At 63.9% G+C, this 21,250-nt stretch carries 14 protein-coding genes and 4 tRNA genes; 10 read left to right on the top strand and 8 right to left on the bottom strand.

The window, feature by feature from the left end:
* Positions 1-62: 62 nt before the first annotated feature.
* Positions 63-569 carry a DUF992 domain-containing protein gene (locus ACGYLX_RS12985; RefSeq protein WP_271689624.1) on the bottom strand — a complete coding sequence of 169 codons (507 nt, stop codon included), beginning with the start codon at positions 567-569 and terminating at the stop codon, positions 63-65.
* A 260-nt stretch (positions 570-829) separates the two neighbouring features.
* On the opposite strand from ACGYLX_RS12985, the gene ACGYLX_RS12990 reads away from it, so the two are divergent.
* A complete protein-coding gene (locus ACGYLX_RS12990) occupies positions 830-1,366 on the top strand; it encodes a flavin reductase family protein (protein ID WP_394449986.1) in 537 nt (178 codons plus the stop codon).
* A gap of 33 nt (positions 1,367-1,399) precedes the next feature.
* Here ACGYLX_RS12990 and ACGYLX_RS12995 read toward each other — a convergent pair whose 3' ends face one another.
* From ACGYLX_RS12995 to ACGYLX_RS13005, 3 genes are all read right to left on the bottom strand, one after another.
* Positions 1,400-5,740: a translocation/assembly module TamB domain-containing protein gene (locus tag ACGYLX_RS12995; RefSeq protein ID WP_394449988.1), complete on the bottom strand. Its 4,341-nt coding sequence runs from the start codon at positions 5,738-5,740 to the stop codon at positions 1,400-1,402.
* The gene (locus tag ACGYLX_RS13000) at positions 5,740-7,554 is read right to left on the bottom strand and encodes an autotransporter assembly complex family protein (RefSeq protein WP_394449990.1); all 1,815 of its coding nucleotides are present in this window, start codon (positions 7,552-7,554) and stop codon (positions 5,740-5,742) included. Before ACGYLX_RS13000 ends, ACGYLX_RS12995 begins: the two co-directional genes overlap by 1 nt.
* Positions 7,555-7,845: 291 nt before the next feature.
* Positions 7,846-7,931: transfer RNA gene (locus ACGYLX_RS13005), tRNA-Leu, on the bottom strand.
* A gap of 220 nt (positions 7,932-8,151) precedes the next feature.
* Here ACGYLX_RS13005 and ACGYLX_RS13010 point away from each other — a divergent pair.
* The 5 genes from ACGYLX_RS13010 (at position 8,152) to ACGYLX_RS13030 (ending at position 11,942) form a co-directional block, all read left to right on the top strand.
* On the top strand, positions 8,152-8,832 hold the full coding sequence (locus ACGYLX_RS13010) for a DsbA family oxidoreductase (protein WP_394449992.1): 681 nt from the start codon (positions 8,152-8,154) through the stop codon (positions 8,830-8,832).
* A 46-nt stretch (positions 8,833-8,878) separates the two neighbouring features.
* Positions 8,879-9,559 carry a lipoyl(octanoyl) transferase LipB gene (lipB, locus tag ACGYLX_RS13015; protein WP_394449994.1) on the top strand — a complete coding sequence of 227 codons (681 nt, stop codon included), beginning with the start codon at positions 8,879-8,881 and terminating at the stop codon, positions 9,557-9,559.
* 186 nt (positions 9,560-9,745) lie between these two features.
* Entirely contained in the window at positions 9,746-11,419 is a 1,674-nt protein-coding gene (gene ctaD, locus ACGYLX_RS13020; protein ID WP_394449995.1) for a cytochrome c oxidase subunit I, read from the top strand.
* Positions 11,420-11,637: 218 nt separating this feature from the next.
* Positions 11,638-11,712, top strand: a tRNA-Gly gene (locus ACGYLX_RS13025).
* A 155-nt stretch (positions 11,713-11,867) separates the two neighbouring features.
* A tRNA-Gly gene (locus ACGYLX_RS13030) sits at positions 11,868-11,942 on the top strand.
* 250 nt (positions 11,943-12,192) lie between these two features.
* On the opposite strand, the gene rlmB is transcribed toward ACGYLX_RS13030, so the two are convergent.
* On the bottom strand, positions 12,193-12,969 hold the full coding sequence (gene rlmB / locus ACGYLX_RS13035; RefSeq protein WP_394449997.1) for a 23S rRNA (guanosine(2251)-2'-O)-methyltransferase RlmB: 777 nt from the start codon (positions 12,967-12,969) through the stop codon (positions 12,193-12,195).
* Positions 12,970-13,082: 113 nt separating this feature from the next.
* On the opposite strand from rlmB, the gene ACGYLX_RS13040 reads away from it, so the two are divergent.
* Positions 13,083-13,166, top strand: a tRNA-Tyr gene (locus ACGYLX_RS13040).
* A gap of 81 nt (positions 13,167-13,247) precedes the next feature.
* Here the strand turns inward: ACGYLX_RS13040 and ACGYLX_RS13045 are convergent.
* Entirely contained in the window at positions 13,248-13,823 is a 576-nt protein-coding gene (locus ACGYLX_RS13045) for a hypothetical protein (protein WP_394449999.1), read from the bottom strand.
* Positions 13,824-13,915: 92 nt separating this feature from the next.
* On the opposite strand from ACGYLX_RS13045, the gene ACGYLX_RS13050 reads away from it, so the two are divergent.
* The gene (locus tag ACGYLX_RS13050; protein ID WP_394450001.1) at positions 13,916-14,920 is read left to right on the top strand and encodes a hypothetical protein; all 1,005 of its coding nucleotides are present in this window, start codon (positions 13,916-13,918) and stop codon (positions 14,918-14,920) included.
* 76 nt (positions 14,921-14,996) lie between these two features.
* Positions 14,997-16,289, top strand: coding sequence for an O-acetylhomoserine aminocarboxypropyltransferase/cysteine synthase family protein (locus tag ACGYLX_RS13055; RefSeq protein ID WP_394450003.1), 1,293 nt, complete (start codon positions 14,997-14,999; stop codon positions 16,287-16,289).
* Between the two features lie 51 nt (positions 16,290-16,340).
* Here the strand turns inward: ACGYLX_RS13055 and ACGYLX_RS13060 are convergent, their stop codons facing one another.
* Positions 16,341-17,042, bottom strand: coding sequence for an SIMPL domain-containing protein (locus ACGYLX_RS13060; RefSeq protein WP_394450005.1), 702 nt, complete (start codon positions 17,040-17,042; stop codon positions 16,341-16,343).
* 151 nt (positions 17,043-17,193) lie between these two features.
* Between ACGYLX_RS13060 and ACGYLX_RS13065 the strand changes: the two genes are divergently transcribed.
* The gene (locus tag ACGYLX_RS13065) at positions 17,194-20,001 is read left to right on the top strand and encodes a hypothetical protein (RefSeq protein ID WP_394450007.1); all 2,808 of its coding nucleotides are present in this window, start codon (positions 17,194-17,196) and stop codon (positions 19,999-20,001) included.
* 63 nt (positions 20,002-20,064) lie between these two features.
* On the opposite strand, the gene hppD is transcribed toward ACGYLX_RS13065, so the two are convergent.
* Complete coding sequence (hppD, locus tag ACGYLX_RS13070; RefSeq protein ID WP_394450009.1) at positions 20,065-21,159, bottom strand: 4-hydroxyphenylpyruvate dioxygenase; 1,095 nt, start codon at positions 21,157-21,159, stop codon at positions 20,065-20,067.
* Positions 21,160-21,250: the final 91 nt, after the last annotated feature.

Here is a 21,250-nt window from a genome sequence, read left to right on the forward strand (position 1 = left end):
ATAGAAATGGGCCGCCCCCAAGGGACGGCCCGGATCGTCAGTTCAAGCGTTTTCGCGCGGGTTTAGCCTTCGACGCGCTGAAGGTTGATCTCACCCACGCCCACGGCAAAGTTCACGCCGCTCTGGGTATTCACGCTCAGCGGCTGAAGCGCCAATGTGTTCTCGGAACCACCCGTCATCAGGTTGGCCCCCGCGCCGACACCGACGGTCGCCTCGGCGGAAACGCCTTTATAGCTGCCGTTCAGCCCGCCTTCGGAATATTCCTGCTCGGTCGGGGCCAGCACCAGCCATGACATCTGGCCATTCTCGGTCTTGCCGATATCGACGCCCCAGCGGTTGATCTCGCCCACATAGGTCTCATCTTCGAGACCTTCTTGAATGGGGTTGAAGGTGCAGGTCAGCTCACGGGTGGAGCCGAAAACGAAGCCGGTGCCCTCGCCCACATCGCAAGACAGGGAGCCAATCTCGACATGGTCGACGGTCTCATTGTCATCGGCCATCGCGGTGGAGCCGAAGGCGGTGGCGCTCAGAAGGGCCGCGCCGAGGGTGAGTTTGCTTGCATACATCATCTTTGTCACTTTCCGGCGCGACGAGACGCGCCTTTTCTGCTGTGAACGGCATTCGGGTGCCTTGGACAGACGGCGCAGACCTCCTGCGCCGCCCCTTTCAGACAGCCAGCATCGACACCGGTTGGGGCCGATGATGCCTCCCATCGCTGGCCCAACGTGTGCCATTGACAGCGGTTCCTGCAAGCGCCCGGAGGGGCAAAATTCCGCGCAGCGAAGCCCATGCACAACGCACCGGCACCGCTGGACAAATCAGCAGCTACATGGCACCGCTTGTCGCTATGAGTGATGATCTGATCCCCTTCGCGCCCGACAGCGGCGATGCCCCGGCGCTGCGCCGTGCCTTCGGGCGTTTCGGCACCGGCGTGACCGTGGTGACCGTGAAAACCGCCCAAGGCCCCTTGGGGATGACTGCGAATTCCTTTGCCTCGGTCTCGCTCGACCCGCCTTTGGTGCTGTGGTCGCCTGCGATCTCTTCCAAACGGCACGATAGTTTCACCTCGGCGGCATCCTTTTGCATTCACGTTTTGGGCGCGGATCAGGAGGATTTGGCCCAGCGTTTCGCAAGCCAAGGCCATGATTTCTCTGGTTTCGATTGGACGGAGGACGCCGCCGGTGTGCCCACTTTCGCAGGCTGCCTCGCCCGGTTTCACTGCGCGACCTATGCCGTGCATCCGGCGGGCGATCATTCGCTGATCTTGGGCCATGTGCAACAGGTCGCCCTGCGCGAGGATGGCGCGGCGGGCTTGATGTTCGACCAAGGCCGTTACGGCCACTTCACCCCCCGCGACGACAGCTAAGAAAAAGGGCGCCCCGCGAGGCGCCCCTTTCAATCAATAGTCCCGCTCGAAGAAGATGCCGATACTGCTGTCGCCGTCCGAGCCCAAGGTGCCCTTGGCCGTCAGGCTTTCGGTGATATCGAGGTTGAGCGACACCTCCCCCGTGCCATCCGAGGCCGCCGTCACATCGGTATAGATGTTGTCGGTCAGGTATTTCCCCAGCCGCAACGCCGTCTCGCCATCGTCGGTGGTGGTCACGTCCAGATCGTCCAGACCAAAGCCCTCGCGCAGGTTGCCGATCACCCCGTCGCCGCCGCGCCCTGCGAGGGTCGCTACCGCACTGGCCAATTGCAGCGCCTGAAAGGCCGAGATTTCCGAGATGTTGCGCCCAAAGAGCAGCTGCGACAGCACCTCGTCCTGCGGCGCGGCGGGGGTGGATTCGAAAGTGACCTCCGGCTCATTCGCCGGGCCGCTCACGATGACACGCACCTCCCCCGCTTCGGTATCGGTCGAAGTGACGAAACGGATATAGGGGATGAAATCGCCCTGAAACTGGATCGACCCTTCGTCGAGCAAGAAGCGTTTGCCCAAGATATCGAGCCGCCCGCGGATCAACTCGAACCGCCCGGCCGAGATGATGCGGTTGGTGGTGCCGCTGAGGTTCAGCGCGCCGCCCAGTTCCGCATCCAGCCCGCGGCCCCGGACGTAAATCCGGTTCGGCGCGTTGAGTTGCAGGTCCAGTCCGAAACCGGGGCCGGAGGCCTCCGCCGCAGGATCATCCCCGGCCTCGCCCCCCTCCAACCCCGCCTTGCGGCGGGTGGCCAGCACATCGGCGGGGGCGTTGACATGGGTGATCTGCGGGATGTCCCCGATCGAGGTCAGACCCGTTGCTGGCACCTGAATATTCGTCTCGCCTGCGTTGATCACCCCGGTGATCTGCGCCCCCCCGCCCAAGGGACCTGCAAGCCGCAGATCGCCGTTCAGCGTGGTGCTGTAAAGGCTCGGGTCCGCATAGACGAGGTTGCGCAGGGTCACGTTGATATCCGCAGGCAAGGCCGGTGTCAGGGTGATCGCCCCCGCCACGCGCAGCTCTCCGCCATCGACGGCCTGACCGGTCACATTCAGCTGCGCCCGGTTACCCCCAAGCTGAACATCCGCGTCGATCCCCCGCAGCGCCACCCGCAGGTTCGGCGCCGTGAAGGTCGCGCCGCTGGTGGTGATCTGACCGCTGACCGAGGACAGTGCCGCCGGGCCGTTGATTTGCAAATCGAACCGCGCTTGCCCCTGCAAATTACGCGGGGCAAGGAAGGGGCGCGACAGACCAAGCGGCGCATTGCCCGCGATATCGAGGTTCAGCGTCCCATCGGAGTTCACCAGCCCCGCCACGGTCGCCTGTGTGCCCGCGGGACCATTGGCACTGGTGTCGATGCGCCAGGCCTCCCCCTCGCGCCGGGCCGAGCCTGCGACGCTGAGCGGGCCGGTCACCTGTTCCACCAAGGCGCCGATGTCAGGCATATTCAACTGGAAATCGACCGCCGCATTGGGGCCGGTGACCAAGCCTTCGACCGTCGCCCGTGCGCCATAGGGGCCGCTGGCGCTGGCATCGAGGACCACGCCGTTCTCGGTCTGACGCGCCACGCCGTTGGCCGCGAAAGAGCCCGAGACACTGGGCACCAGCGGGTTCACATTGGGCACCGAGACATCGAACCGAAGAGAGACCTCTCCGGTCACCAGCCCTTCGACCATGGCGCTGCTGCCATAGGGGCCATCGGCGCTGACATCCACGGCGATTCCGTCATCGGTCTGACGGATGTCGCCCGTGGCCGAAAGCGGGCCATTTACACCGGGTGCGAAGGGGGTGACGTCGGGCACTGAGAGGTCAAAGCTGAGCGCCATATTCGGGCCGGTGGCCAGCCCTTCAACCACGGCGCTGCTGCCATAGGGGCCACGCGCGGCGACATCCACAGCAATGCCGCTCTCCTGCTGTCGCACCGTGCCTTGCGCCGCCAGCGGCCCGTTCACCCCGGGGGCGAGCGGGCTGACATCCGGCAAGGTCAGGTCAAAGCGCAGCGCCATGTCGGGCCCCGTCGCCAAACCTTCGACCGCGACGCGGCTGTCGTAGGGGCCGTTTGCAATGGTATCGACGACAAACCCCTGCTCGGTCTGCTCCAACGTGCCGCTGGCCGCGACCCCGCCGTTGATCTGCGGGACGAGGGGTTGGATATCGGGCAGAGACAGGTCAAAGGCCACATCGACCCGCGGTGTGACCAACCCTTCGACCGAGGCCTGCGCCTCCAGCGGGCCGCTGGCTTCGGTGTCGATTTCCCACCCTTGCGGCGTCTGGCGCAATGCGCCCTTGGCGGTGACCGGGCCGGTGATATCCGCCTCGGGCAGGAAATCTTCGATCCGGGGGATATCGGCGGTGAAGTCGATTTGCGCATCCTCGCCCGTGGCCAAGCCCGAGACGGTCAGCGCCGCGTCATAGGGGCCATCGGTGACCGCGTCGACAACCCAGCCGCGCGGCTCTTGCACCGCTGTCGCTTTGACCGCGATGGGGCCTTCGTATTGCGGCAACACCAGCCCAACATCGGCGAGCGTGAAGTCCAAGGCCGCGCGGCTGTCTTCGCTGCGCAGCTCAACGTCGCCGGTCAGGTCCAGCGCATCGTTCTTCAACTCAAGATCGCGCAGGAAAGTCCCCGTCTCGTTGCGTTTCGCCACCATGCTGAGGCTGGTCCGCCCCGCGAGAACCGCATCGGCCTGTTCGATCCCGATCTCAAGGTCATCGGTGCCCCCAGCAATCGCCAGATCGAACATGCCGCCCAAAGGCGTGACCGTGCCGTTCAGCGCCAGCGCCGTGGCCCCCGCGATATCGCGACCCGCCAGCGCGGAAAAGCGACTGATATCTTGGGCTTCGAGGGTCATCTTCAAATGGGTGAGCAGCCCAGTGTCGACCCCGTCGATCGCGGCTTCGCCGGTCAGGCCATAGTCTTCGCCCGATAGGGTCAGCCCGTTGATCTCAATCGGTTCACCTTCGACAAAGCGGATCTCGGCGCTGCCGGTGATCGCATCGCCGATGGCCTCGGCACTTGCCGGATCGGTCAGCGTCAACCCCTCGGTTGCAAAGGTCACATCGCCGAGGAATTGCCCCAGACTGCCAAGGTTGCCTTCGAGAATACCGTCGAGCGCCAGTTGCGTCTGCGTGATTTGCAGCGCGCCCGTGTCCAGCCCGGTAATGTCGAAGGCGCTGTCGAAACGGTCGCCATCGGCAGCATCGTAATCCACCCGCAGGGTCACAGCTTCGACCCGCGTGCCCTCACCCGAGACCGGCAGAAGGGTCGAGGTGCCATCTGGGTTTGCGATCCGGCCTGAGATGTCGATCAGTGTCGGCCATTTCTCTTGGTTCAACGTGACCTGCCCCTGCAGATCGACGGAATTCGCGGCAAGGGCAAAGCTGCTGACCTCAACCGCACCGTTGCTTTCCAGCAGCGCATCCAGCGCCAGCCGCACGTCCTCGCCGAAGAAGTCGCGGTAGCGCGGGGCGAGCAGCGCAGTGATGTCGCCGCCGATATCGGCTTGAATGCGGCGGTCCGGTGTATCGCTGGCGCGGCGTGGGGCCTGCGTGCCAAGGGTCACCTGCCCCGCCAAACGCTCTTGCCCATCGGTGGCGATGGTCACGTCGGTCGCAAAATCATCCAGCGGCCCTGCGCCTTCGACGGTCATCTGCACCGAAGGCTGCCCCGGCAGGTTCAGCAGTTTCGACGCGATGCCTTCGGGGTCTTCGGTCAGGTTCAACAACAGGTCCAGCACATTTTCGGTGCGGTCAAAATCGGCCTGAATGTCGAACTCGCCCCGTTTGCCATCGGTGCGGCGGGCCTGAAAATCGACGATGCCGACCGTATCGGTCAGCCGTGCATTGGCGCTTACCGAAAGCTGCGCCGCCTCGCCCAAGATCGGCTCGCCCAAGTTGATCTCATCCACCGAGAAATCCGCGATTTCGATGGAGACAGGTAGATCGGGCAAGGCAAAGGGTTTGGCCTCGGCATCGGGCAGATCGACTTCATTGCTGACCGGCAGACGCTCGACATCGAGCCGCCCGGCGGTGAGTTGCTCGACCTCCAGCCGTCCGCGCAGCAGGGCCGAACGGTTCCAATCCAGCACCACATCGTCAAGCGTCAGCCAGATGCCATCGTCATCCGCAATCGTCATCCGGTCAAAGGAGGCCTCCGAACTCAGCGCCCCTGCGAATCCGTCGATGCTAACGGTGCGGCCCGCGCCGCTCAGCGCGTCTTGAATGGTCCGGGTGAGAAAGCCCTTGTCGTCATCCTGTGCGGCAGCCGGTGTGAGGCAGGCCAGATAGACAAGGCTGGCGGTGAGGAACTGCAAAAACTGTCGCATTAAAACGCCTGTCCAATCCCGATATAGACCTGGAAATCTTCATCCACTTCCGGCCCCGATGTGGGCACGGCCACGTCCAGCCGGATCGGCCCGATGCCCGTGGCATAGCGCAGCCCCAGACCTGCGCCCGAGTGCCAAGTGCCTGATCCGTCGTAGAATTCTTCCGACCCGATATAGCCCGCATCGGCAAAGCCCACGACGCCGATCTTCTCGGTCAGGGCCACGCGCGCCTCTGCCGAGAGCCCGACAAAACTGCGCCCGCCCACGGTGTCGCCGCTCGGCAGCTCGACGCCGAGCGTTTGATAGGGCTGCCCGCGCACGCTGCCACCCCCGCCGGAGTAAAAGAGGTAATCCGCCGGCGCTTCCGACAGGTCCGGCCCCGCGACCGAACCAAGCTGCCCGCGGAAGGCCAGCGTCACCGGGCGCTCCGTCCCGAAGCTGCGGTAGTAGCGTGCATCCAGATAGGTCCGCAGCCCGCTTTCTGAGCCCGAGAGCGCCACAAAAGGCGTGATGCTGGCGTCGATGTAATAGCCATCGGTCGCGTCCAACTCATTGTCGCGGTAGTCGAACTCCGCCCCCAGCGGCAGGGTCAGCAGGGTATATTGGTTGGTGCCGAAGGCATCCTCGGTCTCAGCCACGCGCAGGCCGAGACCCGCGGAATAGGTGCGGTTCTGGTTGGCAATCCGCTCGATCCCCGCCTCCAGATCCAACTGGCGGGAGAAGTAATTCACCTCATCAAGCTGCTCCAACGTCGCCAGAGCGTAGAAATCGGTGTCTTCGTTAAAGGTCGCCGGACGTTCGAACCGGGCAGAGAGCGTATAGTCTTCGCCGCCCGAATTGCCGCCGATCCCTTCGATCTCAGCCGAGAGGCGCAGACGTTCGGCCCCGCCCAGCAGATTGCGGTGCAGCCAGAAAGTGCTCAGCGTCAGCCCTTCGAGCGAAGACAGTTCCGCACCAAAGCCAAAGCGCCGCTTGGGCGCTTCGGTCACCTGCGCGGTGATGGGCAGCGTGTCGTTAGGGCCAATGCGATCCGCTTCGATGAGCGCCACGGCGTCGAACGCGCCGGTGCGGCGCAGCCGTTCAGTGGCCAGTTCCAACTCTTCGGGCGAGAAGACCTCCCCCTGTGGCAGCCCTGCGATTTCGATCAGCCGCGCGGTGCGCACGTCTTCGTTGCCGGTCACAGTCAGCGCGCCAAAACGCAGCTTTGGCCCCGGAGCCAGCCGCAGGGCAGCGTCGATGTGGCGTTCGCGGTGTTTGGCCACAAGATCTTGATCTGCCAATGCCGCTTTCGCGTGGCCCACGTCACGCCAACCGCTGACCCCGGCCGAGACGGTTTCCTTCAGCACGCCAAGGCTCGCGGTCTCCCCCGCGGCAAATCCGTCCGGCAACTCGGTGCCCGGGGCTATGGGCGCGATGCGGGTCGCGCCAAAGCGGAACTTCGGCCCCGGGTCTACCGTGATCACGGCCCGGTCGATGCGGCGCGGCGGTTGCACAGGGGGAATCGCGGCGGCATCGACGCCATCCAAGGTGATCTTGAGCGTCGGCCCGAAATACCCGTTGTCGTAGAGAAGCGCCAAAAGCCGCCCATAATCGGCCTGCGCCGCGGCAACCAATTCCTGCGGCGTGGCAGGCTCGGCATCCTCATCAGTCTGCTCGGCCAGCAAGGACCCATCGCGCAGGGTGGCATAGAGGTCCGAATCCGCCGCGATGCCGGTGATGGCCAGTTCCGCGGCCTGTGCCGCAGCCCCCCCGCCAAGAAGTAGTCCAAGAGCGAGACAAAGCGCCGCCCCTTGAGTCTGCCCTTGTTGCGCCACGCGCTACCCTCCTTGCGTTCGTCACCCCGGTTTTCGCGCCGGTTCTCCTTTGCCCGCCCAAACGGGCCTTATTCTTAGCAACCGTTAAACGGCATTGCCGCCTTGGCTGCAAACACTCTGCCGGGGGAATCGCGCGATGAGAACGGCCTGCCCCCGCCCCGCGCAGGTGCCACGCGCGGAATCGGCGAGATACCGCGCAGCAAGAGTGTAGGCTGACCACGGCCCGAGACGAGGGTAAAAACGATTTTTCTTTCAGGGGGTCCGACCATCGCTTTGCATTGCAAAGCATGGTGGTGCGGTCGGAGAGACTCGAACTCTCACGGGTGTTACCCCACAGCGACCTCAACGCTGCGCGTCTACCATTCCGCCACGACCGCACGCCATGGTTGGTGGGCGGGGTTTAGCCAAAGACCAAGGGCTTGTGAAGAGGCAATCTGCAAATTTTTTCAATGCGTTTCAGAAAGCGGGTTCAGCCCCCGATTTTCCGCAGCCGCACCCCCGATCACAATCCCCTTACCGCCCTGCAATCTGACGGCTCAGCCGTTGAAAGCGCGCGTTCGGCGGGCCATCTGTGACGCAAGCAAGAAGGAACACGCCATGCCCGCAGACACCGCCACCCCCGCAGATACCGCCACCGTACAAATCGACATCGTATCGGATGTGATGTGCCCTTGGTGTATCGTGGGCTACAAACAACTTGAGCAAGCGCTCGGCGCGGTTGGCGTCGGCGCTTTCGTGCGTTGGCACCCCTTTGAGTTGAACCCGCAGATGCCAGCCGAAGGCCAGAACATGGCCGAACATCTGGCCGAGAAATACGGCTCCACCCCTGCCCAATCGGTCGAGAATCGCAAACGGCTGACCCAGATGGGGCAAGACCTCGGCTTCACCTTCAACTTTTCCGACGACACGCGGATGCAAAACACCTTTGCCGCGCATCAACTGCTGACATGGGCGCAGGTCCAAGGGCTGCAACACCCGCTGAAGATGGCCCTCTTCGACGCGCATTTCACCCAAGAACGCAATGTGAACGATACCGATGTGCTCGCCGATGTTGCCGCTTCCGTCGGATTGGACCGGGATGAGGCGCTTGAGGTGCTCCGCAGCGGCAGCTTTGCCGAACAGACCCGCGAAGCGCAGCAATTCTGGACTTCTCGCGGCATCTCCGGCGTGCCGTCGATGATCTTCGAGGGCAAATACCTCATCACCGGGGCGCAGGGGGCAGAAAACTATGCCCAAATCCTGCGCAAGGTCTTGGAGGAACGCGACGCCGCCGCCTGACACTGTGCCTCTGGCGGTGTGGCGCGGGTCTTGCTAAGGCATCCCCATGGTTGAATGGATCATCACTGACGGCTTGACCGACTACCGCAGCGCCGAGGCGTGGATGGAGGCACGTGCCACCGCCATCGCCGCCGGTGAGGCCGAGGAATGCATCTGGCTGGTCGAGCATCCCCCGCTCTACACCGCCGGAACCTCGGCGCGGGCCGAAGACCTGACGGAGCCTGACCGCTTTCCCGTCTACCCCACCCGGCGCGGCGGGCAGTACACCTACCACGGCCCAGGCCAGCGGGTGGCCTATGTGATGCTCAACGTCGCCGCCCGCGGGCGCGACGTGCGCTGTTTCGTGCGCCAGCTCGAAAACTGGGTCATTGCCACATTGGATCAATTCAACCTGCGCGGCGAAATCCGCCCCGGACGCGTCGGCGTTTGGGTGCAACGGCCCGAGAAACCCGCCCAGCCCGATGGCAGCCCCGCCGAAGACAAGATCGCCGCCATTGGAATCAGGCTCCGCAAATGGGTCAGCTTCCACGGCATCAGCATCAATGTGGAGCCGGACCTCAGCCATTTTGGCGGCATCGTCCCCTGCGGCATCACGAACCACGGCGTGACCTCGCTGGTCGATCTGGGCCTGCCCGTCACGATGGACGATGTCGATCTCGCCCTGCGCGCCACCTTTGATGAGGTCTTTGCCAGCGACCCCACAGGCAGTTGCGACATCACCCCCTAACAGCAGCAAAGCACGCGCCAAGCGCCCCAAAGGCCGGATTTTACGGCGACAGCCACAGCGCAAAAAATACCCACCCTGCGACCATCGCGCCCATTGCCCCCGCGAGACGGTCGCTCTAAAACGGGCGCGACACCGCATGTGCCGCCTATGGCGCCATGTGTCCAATTCATTTGCAGGAGGCACCGCATGGCAGACGCAGCCATTCACGGCCAAGATCATCACGACGACCGGGGGTTCTTTACCCGGTGGTTCATGTCCACCAACCACAAAGACATCGGTATTCTGTACCTGATCGTCTCGGCCTTGGTCGGCCTAGTTTCGGTGGCATTCACCGTCTACATGCGCCTCGAGCTCATGGATCCCGGCGTTCAATACATGTGTATGGAAGGCGCGCGTTTCATTGCGGATAGCTCTGCCGCCTGTACGCCCAACGGCCATCTGTGGAACGTGCTGATCACCGGCCACGGCATCCTGATGATGTTCTTCGTTGTGATTCCCGCGCTCTTCGGCGGTTTCGGCAACTACTTTATGCCGCTGCAAATCGGCGCGCCGGACATGGCCTTCCCGCGGATGAACAACCTTAGCTTCTGGCTCTATGTCGCGGGCACCACCCTCGCGGTTTGCTCGCTGCTGACACCCGGCGGCAACGGCCAGCTCGGCTCCGGCGTCGGCTGGGTGCTCTACCCGCCGCTTTCGGTCCGCGAAGCGGGCATGTCGATGGACTTCGCGATCTTCGCGGTGCACGTCTCCGGCGCCTCCTCGATCCTCGGCGCGATCAACATGATCACCACCTTCCTGAACATGCGTGCCCCCGGCATGACCTTGTTTAAAGTGCCGCTCTTCGCGTGGTCGATCTTCGTCACAAGCTGGCTGATCCTCCTGTCCCTGCCGGTTTTGGCGGGCGCGATCACCATGCTCTTGATGGACCGCAACTTCGGCTTCGCCTTCTTCGACCCCGCAGGCGGCGGTGACCCGATCCTCTACCAACACATCCTGTGGTTCTTCGGCCACCCCGAAGTCTACATCATCATCCTGCCCGGCTTCGGCATCATCTCCCACGTCATCGCGACCTTTTCGCGCAAACCGGTCTTCGGCTACCTGCCGATGGTCTGGGCGATCATCGCGATCGGTGCTCTGGGCTTCGTCGTCTGGGCGCACCACATGTATACCGTGGGCATGACCCTGAACCAGCAGGCCTACTTCATGCTGGCCACCATGGTCATCGCGGTGCCAACGGGGGTGAAGGTCTTCAGCTGGATCGCCACCATGTGGGGCGGCTCGATCGAGTTCAAAACACCGATGCTCTGGGCCTTTGGCTTCCTGTTCCTCTTCACCGTCGGTGGCGTCACCGGCATCGTGCTGAGCCAGGCCGCCGTGGACCGTGCCTACCATGACACCTACTACGTCGTGGCGCACTTCCACTACGTGATGTCGCTCGGCGCCGTCTTCGCCATCTTCGCGGGCATCTACTTCTACCTGCCCAAGATGACGGGCCGCATGTACCCCGAATGGGCCGGCAAGCTGCACTTCTGGGCGATGTTCATTGGTGCCAACCTGACCTTCTTCCCGCAGCACTTCCTGGGCCGTCAGGGCATGCCGCGCCGCTACATCGACTACCCGGAGGCATTTGCCTACTGGAACCAGTGGTCCTCGATCGGCGCCTTCCTCAGCTTCGCCTCCTTCCTCTTCTTCTTCGGGGTGATGGCCTACACGCTGACCCGCGGCGCGCGCTCCACAGCAAACAACCCGTGGAACGAATTCGCGGATACGCTGGAATGGACCCTGCCCAGCCCGCCGCCCGAACACACCTTCGAGCAGCTTCCGAAACAGGAAGACTGGGACAAGCAGCACAGCCACTAAGCTGACCCAAACCACAAAGGCCCCGCTCCCCGCGGGGCCTTTTCTTTTGCCCCCACTCCTCTGACAGCCGCCCCTCCCCTCTAACTTCATCCTTTCTCAAATACCCTCGGGGGTCCGGGGGCAGAGCCCCCGCCTTACGCAAATTTTTCCACCAAAAACCACATTTCCCTCTTGAAGCCCCCCGCCCCAATAGGTATCTCGCCCTCACCAGACGGTAAGCGGGCGTAGCTCAGGGGTAGAGCATAACCTTGCCAAGGTTAGGGTCGGGCGTTCGAATCGCCTCGCCCGCTCCATCTGGACTTCACAGGGTCGCATCTTCGGATGCGGCCCTTTGTGTTTTCCGCCCTCGAAACCATCGCGAAAAAAATTGCCGCGCGATGCTCAGATCGCTTCATTTCCCACTTGCAGCCCCTAACGGGAATGGGTATCCCCCCCTCACCAACCGGATGCGGGCGTAGCTCAGGGGTAGAGCATAACCTTGCCAAGGTTAGGGTCGGGCGTTCGAATCGCCTCGCCCGCTCCAGGTTGATCCTACCACCCCGTAGGAAACGCAAAGCCGCCCTTCAGGGCGGCTTTTGTGTATCTAGCCCAACATAAAAAAACGCCCCATGACGAACACGGGGCGTAAGGTACGGAACGAGGGACAGTAGGTGGCCGGCAGGCGTTCCGGGCCTGCGGTCACCTTTAAATTTAGGAAGCCTTAGCCGTTTTCAAAGGGGCCGGGCCCGGCCGCCCTGCCCCCTGCTCGGTTTTGAGCCAGTTCTTGCCGATTCTTAGCCGCCAACCCGGCTGGCATAAAGCGCGATGGCCGCCGCGTTAGAGACGTTGAGCGAGCCGAATCCGCCCGCCGCATCGATCCGCACCAGCGCGTCTACAGTCTCGCGGGTCTTCTCCCGCAGCCCCGGCCCCTCGGCCCCCAGAACAAGCGCCACGGGGCGGTCACGGCGGCCTTCGACGGCTTCCTCGATGGTCTGCGTCGCCTCGCCATCAAGCCCCAACACCAGATAGCCCATCTCCTGCAAGGCCCGGATGGCATCGGCAAGGTTGCGGACCCTCAGATAGGGCTGCCGCTCCAGCGCACCGCTGGCGGTTTTGGCCAGCGCCCCGGTCTCGGGCGCGGAATGGTGTTTGGTGCCGATGACCGCCGAGGCGCCAAGCACTTCGGCAGAGCGTAGAATCGCGCCGACGTTATGCGGATCGGTCACCCGGTCGAGCAGCAAAAGCCGCGGCGCGGAATCACCGATGGCCACATCTTCCAACCGGCCCCAGTTCAGCGGCTTCACCTCCAGAACGGCACCTTGGTGGACCGAGTTCGGATCGAGCGGCGGGCGGAACTTGCGCGGGTCCACGACCTGCGGCGTGATTCCCGCTTCGGCGATGGCCTCTTCCAGCTTCGCCTGCGCGTTCGGCGTGACCATCAACTGCAATTTTTCACGCCGCGGGTTCATCAGCGCATCGCGCACCGCATGCAGGCCGAACAGCCAGACCGTCTGCGCCGCTTCGGCCTTCCTGTCCTGCTCTTTTTGCACGACCCATTTGGGTTTCTTCATCTCTTTATCCTTTCGTGCGATTTCCCCAAGATTTCTCAGGAATTCGCCTTGACGCTTCTTTGGCTCGCTTGTAATCACGCCCCCACGTCAGGTGCAATGCACCGGGACAAAGTGGGCGACAGGCCGCAAGGTGTGGCAGGGGACTGTAACTCCCTCGCGGAGACGCACGCCTGGTTCGATTCCAGGGTCGCCCACCACTTTCTCCCCCCCTCTCGATAGTTAGTGTTCGCCGATAAGGCGCGCTCGTGGCGACCGATCAATGCCGCGCAAGATGGCTATCAAGGGATCAGCACATCGCTCCGCAAAAACCCCTCAAGCGCCATTCCCAAATCGTCGTAAACCAGCTGAACCCGAACCCTTTCAACCGACCCAAGGTCAAACGTCAGATAAGGCTGCGGGTCCCCCTCCAAAATCCCATTCGGCGTCGGCACTAAATCGTGACAGGGCGGCATCGGCAGATTCTGCATCGGCGCGTCGTTCACCGCGATTGCCATGGCGGCAAGCCCGCAGCGCCAGCTCCACAGGTGGGTCACATAGAGGAAGTCTCGCCCATCATACTCCCGCACGGCGATCCAATTCCCGCGGGTGGCGTTCAGGATCGGCCGCACCTCTGCGGCGGTGGTGAAACGGCCCGTGGGCGTCTGGTCTTCGGAGACCAAGCCGGGGGGCACGGCATCCATGTAGAATGCAGGCGGCGGGGCCGCGGGCGCCGGGGGCGCCGCCGGGCTGGCGGGGGCCGCAGGGCGTGCCGGAGCCTGCACCGTCATCGGCGCATCCGGTCGGCCTACCCCGTCCGAAGGCGCAGAGGGGCCGCCCAAGCTGATCGCGATCACGGCAAAGACAAAATCGAACATTCGAACCCCTTTCGCAGGCCGCTCAAATTGCTGGCTTTTGCCGACAGAGCCCTGCCCCTATACTGGCCGAAAACCAAAGGCCGCAGTTAAGTATGACACGCAATTCGCGTATCCCGCAAATTTTCAACGTCGTCATCGTGGGCCAAGAGGGGCGGCTGGCCTATGAGGCGTTGCTTTTCGCCGCCTCCCTGCGCCATTCCTGCCCGGAGTTCCAAGGCCGCCTGCTGATCGCCGAGCCGCAGCCCGGCCCGCTTTGGGATCGTGATCCGCGCATCACCGACAGCGCGCTGCGCGAGGCGCTGAGCGAGCTTGGGGCGGAGTTCGTCCCCTTTGACAATCAGCATTTCGGCAGCGCCTACCCCAATGGCAATAAGATTGAGATGCTCAGCGCCCTGCCCGCGGGCGAACCCTTTGTTTTCTTTGACACCGATACGCTGATCACCGGCGATCTGTCGGCGGTGCCGTTTGATTTTGACCGCCCCTCAGCCTCTCTCAAACGCGAGGGCACATGGCCCAAGCCGCAGCTTTACGGGCCGGGCTATAGCGCATTGTGGAAGTCGCTTTACGACAAGTTCGGCCTCGACTTCGCCAGCAGCCTCGACCTGAGCCAGCCGGATGAATATTGGCGGCGTTATCTCTATTTTAACGCTGGGTTCTTCTACTACCGCTGTCCGCGGGAATTCGGTGATCTCTTTCTGCGCTACGCACTTGTGGTGCGCGACGATCCTCCGGTCGAGCTTTGCGCGCAGAGCTTTGACCCTTGGCTCGACCAAATCGTGCTGCCGCTGGTGATCCACGCCCTTGGCGGCGGGCGCGCCACCCTGCCCGCTGGTCTGCTGGATGGCACGGTCTCCTGCCACTATCGTTTTCTGCCCCTGCTCTACGCGCGAGAGAGCGATCATGCGATCGAGGTGCTAGAGGCCATCACCGCCCCCCACCGAATGAAAAAGCTGCTCAAGCAGCGCGATGCGATCAAGCGGATGGTCTATCAGGGCCGCGGGGCCAAGGTGCGCGCGCTTTTCGATCAAGACAACCTGCCGCGCCGGGAACAGGCGATCCGCAACCGGATCAAATCAAACGGTTTCTGGATGCGCTGAGCCCCGCCTGCCCCGTTGTCTGGACGGGTCTTTGCGCCTAGGCTGCGCGAGAACCATTTTCTGAGAGGACAGACCAATGGCCGACAGCCCCACCCCACATTTCGACACGCTGCAAATCCACGCAGGCGCCAGCCCCGACCCGGCCACCGGCGCGCGGCAGACGCCGATTTATCAGACCACGGCCTATGTCTTTCGCGATGCCGATCACGCGGCGGCTTTGTTCAACCTTGAGGAAGTCGGCTATATCTATTCGCGCCTGACCAACCCGACCAACGCGGTCCTGCAAGAGCGTATCGCCACGCTCGAAGGCGGCGTCGGCGCGGTCTGCTGCTCATCGGGCCACGCGGCGCAGATCATGGCGCTGTTCCCGCTGATGGGGCCGGGCAAGAATATCGTCGCCTCTACCCGTCTCTACGGCGGCACGGTCACCCAGTTCAGCCATACGATCAAGCGCTTTGGCTGGTCCTGCAAATTCGTCGATTTCGACGATCCGCAAGCCGTGGCCGATGCGATTGACGATGACACCCGCGCGGTCTTTGGCGAGGCGATCGCCAATCCCGGCGGCTATATCATGGACGTGCGCGCCATTGCGGATGTGGCCGATGCGGCGGGCATCCCGCTGATCATCGACAACACCAGCGCCACGCCCTACCTCTGCCGCCCGATTGAGCATGGCGCGACGCTGGTGGTGCATTCCACCACCAAATACCTCACCGGAAACGGCACCGTGATGGGCGGCTGCGTCGTGGATTCGGGCAAGTTCGACTGGTCCGCGAATGACAAATTCCCCTCGCTCAGCCAGCCCGAGGAAGCCTATCACGGCATGAAGTTCCATGAGACCTTCGGCCCCATGGCCTTTACCTTCCACGGCATCGCCATCGGGCTGCGCGACTTGGGGATGACGATGAACCCGCAGGCGGCCCATTACACACTGATGGGGATCGAGACCCTGTCGCTGCGCATGGAGCGGCATGTGCAAAACGCGGTGAAGGTGGCCGAATGGCTCGAACAGGACGACCGGGTTGAGTATGTTACGTATGCCGGGTTGAAATCCTCACCCTATCACGAGCGTATGCAAAAGGTCTGCCCCAAAGGCGCCGGCGGGCTTTTCACCTTTGCGGTCAAGGGCGGCTATGACGCCTGTGTGAAACTGGTCAATAGCCTTGAGATCTTTAGCCATGTCGCGAACCTGGGCGATACGCGCTCGCTGATCATTCACTCCGCCTCCACCACCCACCGGCAACTGACGGCAGAGCAGCAGGAAGCGGCGGGGGCCGGTCCGGGCGTCGTGCGCATCTCCATCGGGACGGAGGACGCTGACGATCTGATCGCCGATCTCGATCAGGCGCTGACCAAGGCGACCAGCTAAACCACCTTCCCCCGCCGATTACCTCGGCGGGGGTTTTCCATCTGCGGCAGCTTACTGCCCCGGCGCAATCGCAAAGGTCATCGAGACCTGCGCCTGCACCTCGACCTCGCCCTCGGCCACGGCGCTGTCCATCGCCATCCCCATACGGGCGGATTCGAACATCTTGGGCTGCGCGTGGGAGTTTTCGGTCATGCGGATCAACGTGCCCAGCTTTACCCCTGCCGCCTCGGCCAACTGCCGCGCGCGTTCGGTGGCATCCGCAACGGCGGCTTTGCGTGCCTCGGCCAGCGCATCTTTCGGGTCTTGAAGACCAAAGTCCAAGCCGTTGAAATCATTCGCGCCCTCATCGATCACCGCATCCATCATCGCACCCAAGCGCTCCAGATCGCGCACTTTGACCGTTACGGAGTTGCCCGCCTGATAGCCGGTGATGCGCGGCGGCTGGCCGTTTTCATTCCCGCGGCGGTCATGCACCGGGCGCAGGTAGAAACGGCTGGTCTGACGGTCCTTCGCCGCGACGCCCTGCGCGTCGAGCTGGGTGAGGATCGCGCTTACGGCGGCATTCACCCCGTCCATCGCGGCCTTGGCGGTTTCGGCCTCTTCAGTCACGCCCAGAGTGATCGTCGCCATGTCAGGCGCGGCGGCGATGCTGCCTTGGCCGGTGACGATAATCCCCTCTTCCGGTCCCTGCTGGGCCGAGACCAATCCGGCCCCCGCCATCCACGCCAGCGCCACCCAATTCATCAGTCGCATGTTCGTTCCTTTCCGTGCATCAATGCGCCGCCATTTGCCCATCGCGGGCCGGTTCTGACAAGCAGCTGCGCGGTGGGCACCCTTCCCTTGGGCGAACTCCTGCTCTATCCTTTGCCATGACTGCGGCGCGTCTGTAAGTGCGCCCGACCCCATGCTAAAGTCGACCGCGATGAAGCCGAATTTTACCCTCTCCCTGTCGTTCGACGGCATTCGTTTGCTCCACCGCACATCGGGCGGATGGCAGCTTGTTGGTGAAGTGGCGCTCGACAGTGCCGATCTGGCGGCGGAACTGGCGGTCTTGCGCAAAACCGCCACGGCGTTGGAGCCCGGCGGGCTGCGCAGCCTGCTGTTGATCCCCGACGCGCAGATCAAATACCTCACCCTCGACACGCCGGATATGGACCCCGCCGCCCGCCGTGCCGCAGCGGCAGAGGCGCTGGAGGGGGCCACGCCCTATCCGGTTTCCGATCTGGTGTTCGACGTGCATGCCGATGGCGGGCAGAGCCATGTGGCCGCCGTGGCCCGCGAGACTTTGGACGAAGCCGAGGCCTTCGCGGTGGAGCATCGTTTCCACCCGGTCAGCTTCGCCGCCGCCCCGGCCAATGAGAGCTTCGATGGCGCGCCGCATTTCGGCATGACGAAAGCTGCGTCGGACCTGCTGGAACCCGGCGAAACTGTGGAACCTGAAACGGCCCCCATCGTGATTTCCGGCGTGATGAACGCGCCCGAAGGGCCGGTCGTGGACACGGATGAGACGACCCCCGTCGCCGAGCCTGAACTTGCCCCGACGCCGGAGGAGACCCCGCCGCCGGTAGAGGAAGACCTGCCAGATTTGGCATCGACCGAGGACGTTTCGGAAGCCTCCCCCGCGTTGGAGCCAACCCCCGAAGACACGCCACCGCCCTTGGACGAAGACCTGCCCGCCTTGGACGCTGCGACGGAAACGGAGGCGACGGGAGACCCGGCAGAGGCCGAACTGCCCCCCACTCCAGAGGAAACCCCACCGCCGTTTGCGGAGGACCTGCCCGCGTTGGAGACCGCCGCGCCAAGCGAGGAACCGGCAGAGACGGAGGCGGACGCGCCGCCCGCCCCCACGGGCAGCGTTGCGGCATCCGCAGCCCCCCTCGCGGCGGCGGCCAGCACGCAGACCGCGTCGCAGCCCGAGCCTTCGCGCAAGGTTGATTTCTCGGCACCGCCCTCGCGCAGTGCCCCTGCCGCCGGTTTTGCGAGCCGCCGTGGCGGGTCAGACAACGCGCCCAGCCTTGGCGGCGCGAGCCGGGAGGCACCCCCGCCCCCGCCTGCCGCCAAGGCGGAAGCGACGCCCGCGCCCGCCCCCAGCACAGCCTCCCTGCCCGTCGGCGCACCTTCGCCCGCTGCGGCCCCGCTTGCGCCGCAGATGCCCGTCGAACCGGCCACCGCCGCCGCCGCGACAGAGGCTGCAGCCCCCCAGCCCGACAGCAGCTCGCTGACGCCCGAGGCGACCACCTCCACCGGCACCTTCCTCAGCCGCCGCAAACCGAAAGCGTCGAAAGACCGCCGGACCGCCCCTGCCAGCCCCGCCGCGGCCACCCCGGCATCAGAGGCCGAGCGAATGACCGTTTTCGGCGCGCGCCGCCGGAACGAAGTCGGCGGCAAGCCGCGTTTCCTAGGCCTGATCCTGACGGCGGCGCTTTTGGTCTTCTTGGCCGGTGTCGCGGCTTGGGCCTCGATTTTCCTCGACGAGGGCAGCGCGCTTTCGCGGCTCTTTGGCGACCGCAGCCCGCGCAGCACAGCCGAAGCCTTGGCCCCTGCGGAAACCCCTGAAATCGAGAATGACATCGCCGTTCTGCCCCCCGAACCGGCAGCGCCTGACGCGATCGAAACCGCCGCCTTGGACGCCGGTCTGACTGATGAAGACGGTGCCGTGCTCGACGCGCTGCGCGACGCTGAGCCGCGCCCCCTGTCAGAGATGACCGAGGCCGAGATCGACGCCAAATATGCCACCACCGGCATCTGGGCCCGCGCCCCCGACGTGCCCCCGGCCCCGGCGGCGGCGATTGATATCGACGATCTCTACCTCACCAGCATCGACCCGATCAGCAGCACGACAGACGCCGTGGCCCTGCCGCCCGCCGATGGGTTCGGCACCGACATTGCCCCCGGCGCGGTCAGCTCTCCGGCGGCGGCGGGCACACGCTTTGCGCTGGACGCGCGCGGCTTGGTCAAGCCCACGACGCAGGGGGCGCTCAGCCCCGATGGCCATCTGGTCTACCTCGGACGCCCCGCCGTGCAGCCCCCCGCCACTCTGACCCGGCCAGACGCCGAACCGGCTGAGCCCGAGGTCGACAGCGCCTTGGCCGAGGCCCGGCCCCGTCTGCGCCCCGACGATTTGGCAGAGACGACCGAACGCGCCCAGCTTGGCGGGCTGACACGTTCCGAATTGGCCGATCTGCGCCCGCAACTGCGGCCCAAATCCGTTCAAGAAATCGCTCAGGAAGCGCTCGCCGCTGCCACGCCTGAGCCCGAGGTTGCCCCCATCGACACCAGCGGCGCGGTCGCCGCCGCCCTCGCCACGCCGCCCGCAATCCAGAACGCGACGAAACAGGCCACAACCCAGTCGCGCCGCCCCGATACCCGGCCCCGCAATTTCGACCGGATCGTGAAACGCGCCGCCCGCCGGGCTGCGCCTGCGCAGGTCGCGAGCGTGGCACCCAAGGCCGTGCAGCCCCGCTTTCCATCGAAAACCTCCGTGGCGAAACAGGCCACGGTGAAGAATGCGATCAACCTGCGCGACGTCAATCTGATCGGCGTTTATGGCAAACCCTCGAACCGCCGCGCTCTGGTTCGGCTCAGCAACGGGCGCTATCAAAAGGTTGAGGTCGGCGACCGGATCGACGGGGGCCGCGTCTCGGCCATTGGCGATAGCGAGTTGCGCTATGTGCGCCGGGGTCGGAATGTCGTGCTGAAGATGCCGAACTAGGTCTCACCACATAAAAAGAGACGCCGCAGCGCCCCTTTTTCCCTCCCCCGGATGTACTTCTGACTAGGTGGCCTCAAGCTCACCATTGTCGATCTGCTCTTGCTCGATCGATTCAAAGAGCGCTTTGAAGTTGCCCTCACCGAAACCGTCGTCACCCTTGCGTTCGATGAACTCAAAGAAGATCGGCCCGATCACGGTTTTCGAGAAAATCTGCAACAGGATGCGCGTCTCGCCCCCGTCGACCACGCCTTCGCCGTCGATCAGGATGCCGTGTTTCTGCATGCGGTCCAGCGGCTCTTCGTGGCCGGTCACCCGCTCTTTCGACATCTTGTAATAGGTCTCGGGCGGGCCGGGCATGAACTTCAGCCCATTGTCGGCAATCGCATCGGTGGCGTCATAGATGTTGCGCGCGCCGACGGCGATATGCTGGATGCCCTCGCCGTTGTACTTCTTGAGATAGGCCACGATCTGCCCGGTCTCGCCCCGGTCTTCGTTGATCGGGATGCGAATGCGCCCGCAGGGCGAGGTCAGCGCGCGGCTGGTAAGCCCCGTATATTTGCCCTCAATGTCAAAAAACCGGATTTCACGGAAGTTGAACAGGTCGCCGTAGAACTTGAACCAAACGTCCATATTGCCCTTGTGCACGTTGTGCGTCAGGTGGTCGAGGTAGTAGAACCCCACGCCCTCGGGCTTGGATGTGGCGATCCAGTCATATTCCCAGTTGTAGGGCGAGGTGTCGTAATACTGGTCGACGAAGTAGATCAGCGAGCCGCCGATGCCCATGATCGCGGGCACGTCGAGCACCTTGCCATCGCCCTTATATTCCTCGGCGCCATTGGCCACCGCGTGCTCCAGCGCCTTTTGCGCATCCACGACGCGCCAGCCCATCGAGGGGGCGCAGGGGCCGTGTTTTTCGACAAAACGCGCGGCAAAGCTCTCGGGGTCGTGGTTCAGAACGTAGGTGATGTCGCCCTGCTGCCAAAGCTCGATCTTCTTGGTCTTGTGATTGGCGACATGGGCATAGCCCATTTTGGTGAAGACATCGCGCAGCGCCTGCGGGTCGGGGCTGGCAAATTCGACAAACTCGAAACCATCGGTGCCGGCGGGGTTCTCTGCCGTGATCTGCGATTTCGGGGCGTCATGCGGGAAAGGGCCCATGTCAGTCTCCTCTGCTTTGGGATTTGCCCCAGTCTACGCCGCAACCGCCGCGCGAATTGCGCGTATCACAGCATTCATCTGGTCAATATCG

It is taken from the genome of Sulfitobacter sp. 1A13496 (assembly GCF_043557225.1).
Taxonomy (GTDB): domain Bacteria; phylum Pseudomonadota; class Alphaproteobacteria; order Rhodobacterales; family Rhodobacteraceae; genus Sulfitobacter; species Sulfitobacter faviae.

Excerpts from the sequence above, each read along its gene's own strand:
- ACGYLX_RS12985 (WP_271689624.1), bottom strand. The coding sequence starts at position 569 with ATGATGTATGCAAGCAAACTCACCCTCGGCGCGGCCCTTCTGAGCGCC.
- ACGYLX_RS13050 (WP_394450001.1), top strand. The coding sequence starts at position 13,916 with ATGACACGCAATTCGCGTATCCCGCAAATTTTCAACGTCGTCATCGTG.
- ACGYLX_RS13055 (WP_394450003.1), top strand. The coding sequence starts at position 14,997 with ATGGCCGACAGCCCCACCCCACATTTCGACACGCTGCAAATCCACGCA.
- ACGYLX_RS12990 (WP_394449986.1), top strand. The coding sequence starts at position 830 with ATGGCACCGCTTGTCGCTATGAGTGATGATCTGATCCCCTTCGCGCCC.
- lipB (WP_394449994.1), top strand. The coding sequence starts at position 8,879 with ATGGTTGAATGGATCATCACTGACGGCTTGACCGACTACCGCAGCGCC.
- ACGYLX_RS13010 (WP_394449992.1), top strand. The coding sequence starts at position 8,152 with ATGCCCGCAGACACCGCCACCCCCGCAGATACCGCCACCGTACAAATC.
- ACGYLX_RS12995 (WP_394449988.1), bottom strand. The coding sequence starts at position 5,740 with ATGCGACAGTTTTTGCAGTTCCTCACCGCCAGCCTTGTCTATCTGGCC.
- rlmB (WP_394449997.1), bottom strand. The coding sequence starts at position 12,969 with ATGAAGAAACCCAAATGGGTCGTGCAAAAAGAGCAGGACAGGAAGGCC.
- ACGYLX_RS13065 (WP_394450007.1), top strand. The coding sequence starts at position 17,194 with ATGCTAAAGTCGACCGCGATGAAGCCGAATTTTACCCTCTCCCTGTCG.
- ACGYLX_RS13045 (WP_394449999.1), bottom strand. The coding sequence starts at position 13,823 with ATGTTCGATTTTGTCTTTGCCGTGATCGCGATCAGCTTGGGCGGCCCC.
- hppD (WP_394450009.1), bottom strand. The coding sequence starts at position 21,159 with ATGGGCCCTTTCCCGCATGACGCCCCGAAATCGCAGATCACGGCAGAG.
- ACGYLX_RS13060 (WP_394450005.1), bottom strand. The coding sequence starts at position 17,042 with ATGCGACTGATGAATTGGGTGGCGCTGGCGTGGATGGCGGGGGCCGGA.
- ctaD (WP_394449995.1), top strand. The coding sequence starts at position 9,746 with ATGGCAGACGCAGCCATTCACGGCCAAGATCATCACGACGACCGGGGG.